The organism is Rouxiella aceris, from assembly GCF_012933545.1.
GTDB lineage: Bacteria > Pseudomonadota > Gammaproteobacteria > Enterobacterales > Enterobacteriaceae > Rouxiella > Rouxiella aceris.
This window is the reverse complement of sequence record NZ_JAADJU010000006.1, coordinates 59193-72249: the sequence shown is the minus strand read 5'-3', so window position 1 is coordinate 72249 and position 13057 is coordinate 59193. Positions and strand designations below refer to the sequence as shown.

Below are 13057 nucleotides of genomic sequence, written 5' to 3'. Positions count from 1 at the left end.
AACAGGTTAACAAAAAATCTGCTATCAACAGACGCAAAGATCTCCCAAACAGAGTATAAAATAAGGATGTTACGATGAAAATCATTATCAAAACGCTGTTGGCTTCTTTACTCCTTGGCTGCTCGTTTGCCACACAGGCCACAGCCACCAGCCCATTTTTTTTCTGGCTAAATAGCTATCAATGTCAAGGCACCGACCGTTTCAGCGGCTTGCAACTGATGCCTGTTTACGTCAGTGCCTTTACACCCATCGGCGCAACCTTTGCTGCATTTTCAGTATTTCACGGCAGAGCCATACTCTTCAGTATTAGTTGCGAAAGGCAAATCAATCCGTAACCGGTAGAAATTGGCAAGATGTTTATCTTTTATTGATTCACCCATCCAGCCTGTCCATGTACCATTCAGGCTGGATAATATAAGATGCCTGGAAAAGTAAATTGAAAAATATCAAAAAAGGAAAATTAACGTCAAAAAAGACGCTATTTATTTTACTCCTTCTTATTATTCCTTCTTTCTATTTTTATTTATCCTGGTTACTGGAACCGGCAAAAAACAATCATAATACTGCCACTGTCCGTCGTGGCGATATTGAAAACGCCGTGCTGGCAACCGGAAAAATCTATGCCATTGAACGCGTCAATGTCGGTGCCCAGGTCACCGGACAAGTCAAATCCCTGCAGGTAAAAATGGGCGATAAAGTGGTTAAGGGGCAGCTGATTGCCGAAATTGACGATCTGCAGCAACGTAATAACCTGCGTAATGCCGAGGCGGCGTTAAAAGTCGTTCAGGCAGATCAGCTTGCCAAACAGGCCGTCCTGAAACAGGCCCGTGCCCAGTTTGCCCGCCAGCAACGTATGTTAAAAGAGGACGCCAGCTCACGCGAAGACTATGAAAATGCCGAAACCACGCTAAAAACTACCCAGGCCGAGTTGGTTGCTTTGGGTGCCCGCCTGATCCAGGCACAAATTGAAGTCGATAAGAAAAAACTTGATTTGAGTTACACCAAGGTCCTGGCACCGATGGATGGCATAGTGATTGCCGTGATCACCCAGCAAGGGCAAACCGTTAACGCCAGTCAAAATGCCCCCACCATTATCAAACTTGCCCGACTGGACGTGATGACCATCAAAGCACAAATTTCCGAGGCGGATATCACCCGCATTGCACCGGGGCAAAAAGGCTACTTCAGCATTTTCGCCGAACCGGAAAAACGCTATGACGCTACGCTGCGGGCGGTGGAATTGGCACCGGAATCGGTAATGAAAGATGATGCGCTCCCCTCTGGCAGCGGTTCTGGATCGACCAACACCTCGGTTTATTATGATGCGCTGCTGGATGTCCCCAATCCCGATAACAAGCTGCGCATTGCCATGACCGCCCAGGTTACGCTGCCTCTAAATCAGGCAAAAAATGCGCTGCTGGTGCCCGTCCATGCCGTGCAGATCGTCGAGGGTAAATCCCAGGTACAACTCATTGATAAAAAACAGCAAATAACCGTACGCGAGGTAAAGACCGGCATCAGCAACAATGTCGATATCGAAATTACTGAAGGCCTTAACGTCGGTGACGTGCTGATCGTGGATCAGACAGATAGCAACGGCGCCACCAGGCAAGAGAGTATTTTCCAGTGACGAATATTATTGAGCTAAAAAATATTCATCGCACCTATGCCAATGGGGAAGAGCCGGTCAGAGTATTGAAAAACATCAATCTGACTATCGCGGCCGGTGAGATGGTGGCGATCATGGGGGCCTCCGGTTCGGGCAAATCAACGCTTATGAATATTATCGGTTGCCTGGATATTGCCGATGGCGGCGAATTATTAATCAACAATCAGAACACCGCGCAACTCACTCCGGATAAACTGGCCAAAATACGTCGTGAGCATATCGGTTTTATTTTTCAACGTTATCACCTGATGCCCGATATCTCGGCGCTGGCAAACGTCGAGATCCCCGCCATCTATGCCAGCGCGGCGCGCAGTGAGCGTCGTCAGCGAGCCAGGGATTTACTGGCGCAGTTGGGGTTACGGGGTCGTGAACATCATAAACCGAGTCAACTTTCCGGTGGGCAACAGCAACGCGTCAGCATTGCGCGCGCCTTGATCAACGGCGGAGAAATTATTCTGGCGGATGAACCGACAGGCGCACTGGATTCCACCTCTGGCCAGGAGGTGCTGCAAACGCTGCTAAAACTGAATCAGCAAGGCCACACGGTGATCATCGTCACCCACGACAGTAATGTCGCCCGGCATGCCCAGCGGGTGATCACCCTGTGTGATGGCGAAATCGTCGACGATACGCGTAGTGAGCCGCCGCCGACGCTTTCGTCACCGTCCCGTCATCGCGCCACGCAAAGCCTGTGGCAGAGCCGACTGGACCGCACACAGGACGCGCTGCAAATGGCACTCAAGGCGATGAACGCCCATCGACTGCGCACCCTGCTGACCATGGCGGGCATTATCTTTGGCATTGCCGCCGTGGTCACCGTTGCCGCACTGGGCGAAGGGGCGAAACAAAAAACCCTCAGCGAGATCGAAGGGCTGGGAGCCAATGTGGTCAGCATTTATCCCGGTAACAGCTTTATGGACAGTTGGTCAGCATCTGACCGGACCCTGGTGCTCGCCGACGCACAGGCACTGGCCACGCAAAGTTATGTTGATAGCCTCAGCCCGGAAATCGCCAACTCACAACAGGTGCTGTTTGCTAAAAAATCGGTTAACGCCTCGGTAACCGGGGTCGGCCGTGATTACTTCCGTATCAATGGCATCACCATTTTACAGGGCGCTGTTTTTCATAATGACAGTAACGCTTACCAGGAAGCGATCATTGATGAAAATACCCGCAGGGCATTGTTTGCCAAACATAACATTGACCCACTTGGCCAGATTATCTTTGTTGGCGCGGTACCGGTGCGTGTGACAGCGATTGCCGAAAGTTACAAGAACGCCCCGCCAAATGCGCTTTTCGTCTGGCTGCCCTACTCCACGGTGCTCTACCGCATGAGTGCAGAACCCAAGCTCACCAGTATCAGTATTCGCCTCAGGGACAATACCGATAGCGTCAGCGCGGTCAAGGCCATCAACCGCCTGTTGCTACAGCGGCACGGCGTCAAAGACTTTATGATCTTTAATCGCGATCAATACCGAAAATCCCTTGAACGCACTTCGATGATCTTTAGCGTGCTGATCCTGATGGTCGCGTCCATTGCCCTGATGATCGGCAGTCTGGGGGTGATGAATATCATGCTGGTGTCGGTCACCGAGCGCACCCATGAAATTGGAGTGCGCATGGCGGTAGGCGCACGACGCAGTGACATTATGCAGCAGTTTATGATTGAAGCGGTGTTGATCTGTCTGATCGGCGGAACCCAGGGTATTGCCCTCTCCCTGGTAGCCGGTCCGCTGTTTACCTTAATGGCCGGGGGCATCTTGACCACCATATTTTCCTGGCAGACCGCGGCTATCGCTTTTTCTTGCTCCACCTTAATCGGCATGGTTTTTGGATATCTTCCGGCGCGCCATGCCGCCAGGATGGACCCGGTTGTTTCACTGGCAAGCGAGTAACCGCATGACATTATTACCCCGTTCCTATCTACTTGTTATGGTCCTGCTGCTCAATGGCTGTGGCAGTTGGCTGAAAAGCCATGAGGACCCACCCAGGCTGAATTACCCGCCACAATGGCCCAACGACACGCCATCCAGCGACAGTAATCTGCCGTTCTCCTGGCAAGATTTCGCCGATCCCAAGCTTACGCGTTGGTTACAGCGGGTAATGGCAAATAACAACGATGTAGCGCTGGCCGTACTACGACTCTATCAGGCGCAGTTAACGGCAGAAAAAACTGCTGCAGGTCAGGCACCGGGTCTGAAGGCTACGCTTTCGGGGTCACAACGACGTGCGCTATCCACTGCAGATTCCTGGTCGCAAACCGGTACAACAAACCTGTCCACCAGCTATGAGCTGGATCTGTGGGGCAAATTGGCGCGCCAGCGCGAGGCGGCAGATTGGGAAAAGCAGGCCAGCGAGCAGGACCTGATGTCGGCGCGTCTGCTGCTGTTAGCCAGCGCCAGCAAAAACTACTGGCAGTTGGGTTTTATCAATCAACAGCGCATTGTGGCCAGGCAGCGTATTGAGAATGCCGAAAGAACGTTAAAACTGGTCAACTCGCGCTATCAGGCGGGCAAAGTCGGTTTTTTGGATAAAGTCACCGCCGAAAAAAACCTGCTGGAGCAGGAAAAAAATTATCTTCAGGTGCAGAATGAACGTCGACGACTGCTTAACCAGCAAAGCCTGCTGCTGGGTGCCCCACCGGGCAGTGACGTTGAAGATCCCCCCCCGTTATCCCAAAACCGGCTGCCCGGTATCCGCGCGGGGATCTCAGTCAAAGTGTTGCATAACCGTCCCGATGTCAGAGCCAAAGAATACCGGTTGCGGAAAGCACTCAATGAGATGGATAGCAAACGCCTGGAATATTATCCCTCATTTAGTCTGACCGGTCAGTTGGGGACCAGCAGTGCAACCCTGGTAAAACTACTGAGTCAGCCGTTGGCCACCTTGGGCGCTTCATTGTCGTTGCCTTTCCTGGAATGGCGAACCATGGGAATTAATAACCAGCTGGCCCGCAATAACTATCAGCAACAGGCCATCGAATTTACCCAGGTTTTATATAAAGCCATGGCAGATGTCGATAATGCGCTAACACAACGCAGCGAGCTTATGGCCAGGCAACAGCAGTTGCAGGCACTGCTTACGCTGGCACGCAAAGCCGAACGGCTGACCGAGATACGCTATCGGCAAGGAAAAATCGCGCTTAATTTTTTGCTTGATGCGCAAGAGCAACGCCTGAGCGCCGAATTGGCCATAGAGGAGAATTTGCTGAAACAATATGAAAATCTGGCGCAGATATATCTGGAACTAGGCGGTGAAACCCGTCAGATTTAAGCGACGGCGGTTTTCCCTCCCGAAGCCCTATCTTCGCGATCCGCCACTGCTGATATGCCGGTAAACCCGGCATTCTCCCTGCGGGCAGTAAAGTGGGTACGCCAACAGGGTAAGGTTAAAAAAAAACCAAAAACTACCATAGTGTCTCAAATGTCTCACTCTACGTCCCAATGTTATAACCGGTCATTTACATCTTCGCCTACGACCATTATTACTCTTTACCAAGGCCGCTTCCGTATAACAATTACATTTCCCTTACTCAATCAATATTGAGCGGAACAGCGCCGCAGAGAAACGCATGTTTAAGCGTCGATAAAAACGAGAATACTCACCCCTGTACTTGATGCCTAAGTACGTAATGATAGGTAGATAAACAATGTCATCGCTCATTGTAGATAAGTGCTATTACACGCAGCTGGCATTGCAGACTCTTTTGCAACATAACGGACTAAAAAAGAAAGACATACTTTCACTTACGGATATCAGCTCACTGCAAGAGTGCTGCAACACCCAAGCACCTGAAATCATTTTCATTAATGAACAATGTTTCCTGCTGGACAGTGCCGAAGGTGAACGCTTACGCAGCATCATCAATGCGCATCCAGATACTCTGTTCTTTATCTTTATCTCCAAAGAGAATCTGAATTATCAAAATTATATCCCGATCAGAAACAACATTATTATTTTGTCAAAGTCGATCCGCACCGAGATTGTCGATCGCCTGCTTGAGCATAACCTCAAGCAAAAACGTCTGCAGGAAGAGCAGGAACCGCTGGATTTGACCCCGGTCAGCCTGAGCCGCACCGAGTCGGATATCCTGAAAATGTGGATGTCGGGGCTGGATACGGTGGTGATCTCCAGACAGTTGAATATCAAAGAAAAAACAGTTTCCTCGCACAAGGGAAATATTAAACGCAAAGTTAAAATTCATAATAAACAAGCGATTTATCATATTGTTAAATTGACGGACACCCTGACCACCGGCGTCTATATCAACCGTTCGCGTGCCTACCTCGAGGCCGCAAACTCATTAGAAAGAGCCAATCTGGCAGGGTAAATCTCAGAAGACGCTTATGCTCTGCTCAGGAATTTTTCAACCTGAGCAGGCAAACTTCCCCAGTAACAATCACACTTACTCAATATTCTCTGCCTTACTACTGGTTGATAGTTGGGATCGCGACCGGAAACAGGCTAAACTTCGCAGTCGGAACACATATCAGTCATGCCGTAGTCAGGCGGGGCTGGCGTTAATCTGCCGGATCGCGCGTGGCGTCTACCTGACCTGCGCACGGCAACCGGCCTGCAAGCAAGAGGCTCAAAACAACGTGGCTCAATACGTATACAGCATGCACCGCCTTGGCAAGATCGTGCCGCCAAAGCGTCATATTCTGAAGAATATTTCACTCAGTTTCTTCCCGGGTGCAAAAATCGGCGTACTCGGTCTTAACGGCTCAGGTAAATCTACCCTGCTGCGGATCATGGCCGGTATTGATACCGATATCGAAGGTGAAGCTCGCGCACAGCCCGGGCTGAAGATCGGTTATCTGCCACAGGAACCCAAGCTCAACCTGGAACACACCGTGCGTGAGTCGGTGGAAGAAGCGGTAGCCGAAGTAGTCGGCGCGCTAAAACGTCTCGATGAAGTTTATGCGCTCTACGCCGATCCTGAGGCCGATTTCGACAAGCTGGCTGCGGAACAGGGCAAGCTGGAAGAGATTATCCAGGCCCATGATGGTCATAACCTCAACAGTCAGCTCGAACGTGCCGCCGATGCGCTGCGTCTGGCAGACTGGGATGCCAAAATTGCCAATCTGTCCGGGGGTGAGCGTCGTCGCGTTGCGCTGTGTCGCCTGCTGCTGGAAAAACCGGATATGCTGCTGCTCGACGAACCAACCAACCACCTGGATGCCGAATCCGTGGCCTGGCTGGAACGCTTCCTGCACGACTTCGAAGGCACCGTGGTGGCAATCACCCATGACCGTTACTTCCTTGATAACGTCGCCGGCTGGATCCTCGAGCTTGACCGTGGTGAAGGCATTCCATGGGAAGGTAACTACTCTTCCTGGCTGGAACAGAAAGATGAACGTCTGGCGCAGGAAGCCTCATCGGAAGCCGCTCGTCGTAAATCTATCGAGAAAGAGCTGGAGTGGGTACGTCAGGGGGCAAAAGGCCGTCAGTCTAAAGGCAAGGCGCGTCTGGCTCGTTTTGAAGAACTCAATAATACCGACTATCAGAAACGTAACGAAACCAACGAACTCTTTATCCCACCTGGTCCACGTCTGGGCGATAAAGTGGTAGAAGTGAAGAATCTGAGCAAATCTTACGGTGACCGCGTACTGATCGATGACCTCTCCTTCTCGGTACCGAAAGGAGCCATCGTCGGTATTATCGGTCCTAACGGGGCCGGTAAATCGACGCTGTTCCGTATGATGGCAGGCGAAGAACAACCTAACGGCGGCACCATCGAACTGGGTGATACCGTTAAGCTGGCGTCTGTCGATCAGTTCCGTGATGCCATGGACAATAGCAAAACGGTATGGGAAGAAGTCTCCGGCGGCCAGGATATTATGCGCGTCGGCACCATTGAAATGCCAAGCCGTGCCTACGTCGGTCGCTTTAACTTTAAAGGCGTCGATCAGGGTAAACGCGTTGGCGAGCTTTCCGGTGGTGAACGTGGTCGTCTGCATCTGGCAAAACTGCTGCAAGTTGGCGGCAATATGTTGCTGCTCGATGAACCGACCAATGACCTGGATATCGAAACGCTGCGCGCATTAGAAAATGCCCTGCTGGAATTCCCGGGCTGTGCCATGGTTATTTCCCATGACCGCTGGTTCCTCGACCGTATCGCCACCCATATCCTCGACTATCAGGATGAAGGCAAAGTGGAATTCTTTGAAGGTAACTTTACCGAATACGAAGAATACAAAAAACGTACTCTGGGTGCCGAAGCCCTGGAACCGCGCCGCATCAAATACAAAAAGATCACCAAATAAGCTTTTTGTCAGCGGCAAGCAACCCGGGCGCAGTCAGTCCGGGTTTTTTTATGCCCGGGGCTAGGCCAGCGTCGCCGTATAGTGGTCGGAGAAAACATAGTCGTTAAGCATAAAATCAATAAAGCAGGCCAGTGCCGGGGAGTTGAGTTTACGGCTTGGATAGACCAGATAGAGATCGTTACTTTCTGCCTCCCACTCTGGAAGCACGCGAACCAGCAACCCTCTGGCCACCTCATCATGACATAAAAAGGCTGGCAGCAAGGTGATCCCGGCTCCGGCAATGGCACACTCGCGCGCATAGATCAGATTGTCGGTATTGTGCGCCGGTGGCAGCACCCAGCGGTGATAGGTCTCTCCCTGGTGTAAAACCCATTCGCTCCACGCCTGATGGGCGATACAGCGATGCATTTCCAGCTGTTGCGGTGTGGTCAGCGCCGGGTGACGGGCAATATAGTCCGGCGAGGCCAGCAAATAGCGTGGGCAGTGTCCCAGCGGGCGGCCGATCAGCGATGAGTCATGGGGTTTACCGGTACGTAGCGCGACGTCAAACCCTTCCTGCACCAAGTCTATCATGCTGTCCGACACCGAGACTTCCAGCGAAACGTCGGGATAACGCTGCACAAATTGCGCATTCATCCGCGCCAGCAACGTCGCCCCGAGTCCTGCCGGACTGGTGATACGCAAGCGACCACTGGGATTATCCTTCAGGCGCAGGATCGCCAGTTCCGCTCGTTCGCTGGCCTGCAGCATCTCCTGACAGTGCACCAGATAACGTTCACCGGCAAAGGTCAGATTCAACTGCCGGGTGGTGCGGTTGAGTAGACGGATCCCCAACTTCTGCTCAAGCTGACTGATACGCTGGCTAACGCTGGACTTGGGGCAACCTGCGCGTCGGGCTGCGAGGGTAAAACTGCCGCATTCCGCCACCAAAGCAAACAGCGCCATATCCTGTAGCTGCTTAAACATGATTGTTCACCTCAGACGAACACTTTGTTAATGATTGTCCATCTTATCAGCTACCCCGACGGGGGCTACACTGATGTTATCTACACAACCCACATTTATTATTGGAGTGACCTGATGAGCATTCACGCTATTGCCGTTGACCCAAAAGATCCGCAGCAGTTTATCGCCATTAAATTACCGCAGCCCGAGGTGGGGGAAAATGATCTGCTGGTGACCGTAAAAGCGGTTTCCATTAACCCGGTTGATACCAAAGTGCATCAGGGGGCGATCAAAAATGGCCTACAAGCACCTAAAATTCTCGGCTGGGATGCCAGCGGCATCGTCACAGCCGTGGGGCCAAACGTCAGCGGCTTCGCGCCGGGGGATGAAGTCTGGTACGCCGGAGATATTACCCGCCCTGGCAGCAATGCCAGCCAGCAGTTGATTGATTACCGCATTGTGGCTAAAAAACCGCGTTCGCTGGATTGGGCTGCAGCGGCGGCAATGCCATTGACCGCACTGACCGCCTGGGAAGGATTGTTTGAACACCTGAAAATTCAGGATGCCAGCGCCGAGAAAACTCTGCTGATCATTGGCGGTGCCGGTGGCGTCGGCTCACTGGCTATCCCTTTTGCTGCGCTGAACAGTCAGGTCAAGATCATTGCCACCGCATCACGCCCTGAATCTGCAGCCTGGTGCCTGGAGCGCGGTGCCAACCTGACCGTCAATTACCAGGATCTGGTCGGCGAACTGGCCAGTCATGGTATCAAGCAGGTGGATTATATTTTCTGTCTAAATGACACCGACGGTCACTGGCCAGCCATCAGTCAACTGATCGCCCCGCTGGGGACGGTTTGTACCATTGTAGAAAACGCCCAACCGCTGGATCAAAACCAGTTAAAGCTGAAAAGCGCCTCGCTGCACTGGGAATTTATGTTTACCCGCAGCATGTTCAGCACGCCGGATATGGCACAACAAGGCAAGATCCTCCAGCAGGTCGCCGAGCTGGTTGACGCCGGTAAGGTAAAAACGACGCTAACCGCAACGCTCAATGGTTTGACAGTAGCCAGTATCCAGGCCGCGCACCATCAAGTGCTGGCGGGTCATATGCAGGGTAAAGTGGTTGTTACCTGCTGATATCCTCCGGCAATTAACAGGCCATCTGCATGATGGCCTGTTATGTTCAGAAATCAGCGTACCCGGCTCCAGGCCGTTGACCAGTGCGTGCCGCTACCTGGCGCATAAAAACGACTCTCCCCCTGGCAAAATCGGTTGTAGGGGAAGTTTCGGCAGCGATAAATATTCCCCTGCCTGTCGGTGACCCGATCGCCAGCCTTATAATACTGACCGGGTTGATACAAAGGATAGCGCGGCTTACTGTTATGCCCCTCGCTGATATTAATATCCGCCGACAACATTAATTTGTTTTTATAACTCTTATCATGCCAACCCTCGGCCAAAATATAAAAGCTCCCTTTATAATGTCCCGACGGCAAGGCTTTATTATCTTCACCAAGATATTTCAGCAGCAAAGGACTTTGCTTATTACCGCAGTTAACAGCACTGTTCATTGGCGCTTTATCACAGCCAACATCACGCCAGGCGCGCAGCGTCAGTGGATGATATTCACCACTATTAATATCTTGCAGGTTAATACGTATTTCACTCTCGCCCGGTCCCAAATCCCAGTGGACATCATGGGGTCCGCGCGCATTATCCTGCTGCGGAACCCGGTAAGTCACCGAACCTTCACTCACTTCCTTGGCCAAATCGGGCAGGGCCAGCGTCTGCGAGGCCGTCACCGTGGTCATCTCGCTTAAAGTGCGGACCTGCGGATAGAGGCTTTTGATCCAGCCAACATACTGGCTGACGCGTGCCGCATTGGATGAATTTTCCGATCCACCGTTGGTGACACCAACAATAGTCCAGAATCCCTGATGCTGTTGCCACCAGGCGGAACCGCTGTCACCTGGAGCCAGCCGCGCCCAGGCTTTTGAGGGCTGTTCTGGTTGATAAGGCGCACTCATACCGTGGTCCATCTCCCAGATAGCATCGATATAGCTCTCGCCCCAGGCACGCATGCTGCCTTTCTCCGGTAAAAAATGGTCCGCTGAAGAGGCGTTACTTTGTGGCGAAACCTGGCCTGTTCCCCAATTGCCATAGCCCAATAAACTCACGTTCTGCCCCAGCTCGGCAGCGCCATCATAAAGCCAGGGCTGACTCAGTGGCTGGCCTTGATCATCGGTCATGGTGGCTTTTTTATTCAATACCAGCAGGGCAATATCCGTTGAGGCTCCGCCAAAACCGTCCGGTCGATTCACCCGATATGGACCCAGATAATAGACACCGTCTTGGGCAATCAGGCGATCGTGACGATCGCGAAATTGCCCGCTATAACGCCCGCTGGAGACAGAGGGATCTTTATACTCCGCACAGTGGGCTGCGGTAAGAATATAGCTTTTTTTACCATCCGGACTGTCACCTAACCAGGTGGCGGTACAGGCATAAATTTTGCCAACGGCCGCAAATGGCGCCAACATGCTCTGCTTGCGCAGAGGTTCATAAGCATGCTCCAGCGTATTAGGAATATTATTAATATCCCCGCCATTTTTTATAAACGTTGAGTGATTGATAATTAGGGCAAAAGTGTTAGCAGAAAGTAGAGCCGTAGAAAACACCAGCCCTCTAAGTAAAGTATTGAACGTCATGATGCTACCGTGAAATAGAAAAAAACTGACTGCGGAATGCAATATAAGGGCGGCAGGATAACATTAATCAATATAAAAAATAGACTACAGGGTAAAGAAAGAAAATTCTTACCCTGATAGAGAATATTCTCTATCAGGGTAAATGTTATATAAAATGAGGAAATATTAATAAAGTTTTTTACAACAACCTTGTCGCTCTTTTATTTCAGGCACCGATAGTCGAACCATCATGGCCGAGCATATTTTGCACCAATTCGACACAGTCGAGAAAACGCTGATCGTAATCGGCAGAAGTCACATGGGTAAATGGGATATTGTTTTTATTCATCATTTCGATCAGCAGCTGTTGAAAGGCGGTGCGATCGAGCGAGCTACCCAGGCTGCGTAAACCGTCAGCTACCCACGGTGTATTGTTCTCCAGCAAGATCACCAGGTCAAAGCGATATTCATCCACCAGCGCCTGCACAAAGGGATGTTCCCGCCCTTCATACTTTTTGCAAAACGCCTGGGTGGTTAAAAAATCGGTATCGATAAAGGCCACTTTATTAGCGTATTTTACTGCAAAATCAATATACTGCGCCTGACCTAAGGCAATTTTATCGTAGTCGGAATATTGCAGCGCCATTTCGTCGCCGCCAAGATGGGAAAATACATATTCGCGGCCATATTCCCAGGCGCTGGTAGTATTGAAAATATTGGCCAGCTTGTTGACCAGCGTCGATTTGCCGCTGGACTCGCCGCCGAGGATCGCCACGGTACGCACAAAAAATGGCTTCACTTCCGTTGGGATATAGTCCCAATAACGGAACGGATTGCGACGGATCTGCGCACCGCTGATATTCATAAAGGAACGTTTCGGATCGATGACCACCGTATCAATCCCCAGATGTTCGCGGTACTGCGGCGCATCTATTGCTTCGCTGGTATAGATGGTATTGGGCTGAATACCTTTTTGCTGCATAAAGGCGCCAATGCCCTCGCTCCAGATATCCCAACCGTAGGGATAGGGTTCCATGCCCTCTTCGTTAAAGGCATGGATGCGAATATTTTTCTGATATTTAAAGGTCTGCAAAAGCCAGCGCAGGCGGTCACTCAGCGTCGGCTGCTGGGACATCGAGCTATTTTCAAACAGTTGCCGGTCGCGAGGCTCATCAAAACCAAGAATAATATGTAATTCATCCACCTGGCTACAGGCACGCTGGATCAGGTAGATATGGCCGGTATGCAGCGGATAGAACTTGCCAAACACCACACCCACCTTTTTCTCGCGACGGGGAAACTCCAAATCGAGAAAACGGTGCAGTGCCTCCAGCTTTTGTGCGCTGGGGCTTTTGATCTTGTCATTCAACAGTTGGCTGAGATAGCCCTTGGTCATGCCGCTGGCTTCTGCCACTTGTTGCAGTGTGCATCCCTGTTGTTTAATCGCTGCCTTCAGATAATCGAATTGCGGCATGCCTTGTCCTCGTATT

General features: G+C 51.4%; 10 protein-coding genes. 7 read left to right on the top strand and 3 right to left on the bottom strand.

The window, feature by feature from the left end; genetic code table 11:
* Positions 1-74 precede the first annotated feature (74 nt).
* The 6 genes from GW590_RS12545 (at position 75) to ettA (ending at position 7935) form a co-directional block, all read left to right on the top strand.
* On the top strand, positions 75-335 hold the full coding sequence (locus GW590_RS12545) for a hypothetical protein (RefSeq protein WP_169403391.1): 261 nt from the start codon (positions 75-77) through the stop codon (positions 333-335).
* A gap of 101 nt (positions 336-436) precedes the next feature.
* Positions 437-1630: an efflux RND transporter periplasmic adaptor subunit gene (locus GW590_RS12540; protein WP_211186750.1), complete on the top strand. Its 1194-nt coding sequence runs from the start codon at positions 437-439 to the stop codon at positions 1628-1630.
* On the top strand, positions 1627-3564 hold the full coding sequence (locus tag GW590_RS12535; protein WP_169403390.1) for a MacB family efflux pump subunit: 1938 nt from the start codon (positions 1627-1629) through the stop codon (positions 3562-3564). Before GW590_RS12540 ends, GW590_RS12535 begins: the two co-directional genes overlap by 4 nt.
* Before the next feature lie 4 nt (positions 3565-3568).
* The gene (locus tag GW590_RS12530; protein WP_169403389.1) at positions 3569-4942 is read left to right on the top strand and encodes an efflux transporter outer membrane subunit; all 1374 of its coding nucleotides are present in this window, start codon (positions 3569-3571) and stop codon (positions 4940-4942) included.
* A gap of 376 nt (positions 4943-5318) precedes the next feature.
* Positions 5319-5999, top strand: a complete 681-nt coding sequence (gene rcsA / locus GW590_RS12525; RefSeq protein ID WP_169403388.1) for a transcriptional regulator RcsA — start codon at positions 5319-5321, stop codon at positions 5997-5999.
* A 268-nt stretch (positions 6000-6267) separates the two neighbouring features.
* Positions 6268-7935 (top strand): energy-dependent translational throttle protein EttA, encoded by a 1668-nt coding sequence (ettA, locus tag GW590_RS12520; protein ID WP_169403387.1) that lies wholly within the window; start codon positions 6268-6270, stop codon positions 7933-7935.
* 60 nt (positions 7936-7995) lie between these two features.
* Here ettA and GW590_RS12515 read toward each other — a convergent pair whose 3' ends face one another.
* Entirely contained in the window at positions 7996-8901 is a 906-nt protein-coding gene (locus GW590_RS12515; protein ID WP_169403386.1) for a LysR family transcriptional regulator, read from the bottom strand.
* A gap of 114 nt (positions 8902-9015) precedes the next feature.
* Here GW590_RS12515 and GW590_RS12510 point away from each other — a divergent pair, with 114 nt between their 5' ends.
* Entirely contained in the window at positions 9016-10017 is a 1002-nt protein-coding gene (locus GW590_RS12510) for a zinc-binding alcohol dehydrogenase family protein (protein ID WP_169403385.1), read from the top strand.
* A 53-nt stretch (positions 10018-10070) separates the two neighbouring features.
* Here the strand turns inward: GW590_RS12510 and GW590_RS12505 are convergent, their stop codons facing one another.
* Complete coding sequence (locus tag GW590_RS12505) at positions 10071-11588, bottom strand: trypsin-like serine peptidase (protein ID WP_169403384.1); 1518 nt, start codon at positions 11586-11588, stop codon at positions 10071-10073.
* Between the two features lie 205 nt (positions 11589-11793).
* Entirely contained in the window at positions 11794-13041 is a 1248-nt protein-coding gene (gene nadR / locus GW590_RS12500) for a multifunctional transcriptional regulator/nicotinamide-nucleotide adenylyltransferase/ribosylnicotinamide kinase NadR (protein WP_169403383.1), read from the bottom strand.
* Positions 13042-13057: the final 16 nt, after the last annotated feature.

Bases quoted from the DNA above. Each gene is read 5' to 3' on its own strand.
- GW590_RS12545 (WP_169403391.1), top strand. From the start codon at position 75: ATGAAAATCATTATCAAAACGCTGTTGGCTTCTTTACTCCTTGGCTGC.
- GW590_RS12530 (WP_169403389.1), top strand. From the start codon at position 3,569: ATGACATTATTACCCCGTTCCTATCTACTTGTTATGGTCCTGCTGCTC.
- rcsA (WP_169403388.1), top strand. From the start codon at position 5,319: ATGTCATCGCTCATTGTAGATAAGTGCTATTACACGCAGCTGGCATTG.
- GW590_RS12515 (WP_169403386.1), bottom strand. From the start codon at position 8,901: ATGTTTAAGCAGCTACAGGATATGGCGCTGTTTGCTTTGGTGGCGGAA.
- GW590_RS12510 (WP_169403385.1), top strand. From the start codon at position 9,016: ATGAGCATTCACGCTATTGCCGTTGACCCAAAAGATCCGCAGCAGTTT.
- GW590_RS12505 (WP_169403384.1), bottom strand. From the start codon at position 11,588: ATGACGTTCAATACTTTACTTAGAGGGCTGGTGTTTTCTACGGCTCTA.
- nadR (WP_169403383.1), bottom strand. From the start codon at position 13,041: ATGCCGCAATTCGATTATCTGAAGGCAGCGATTAAACAACAGGGATGC.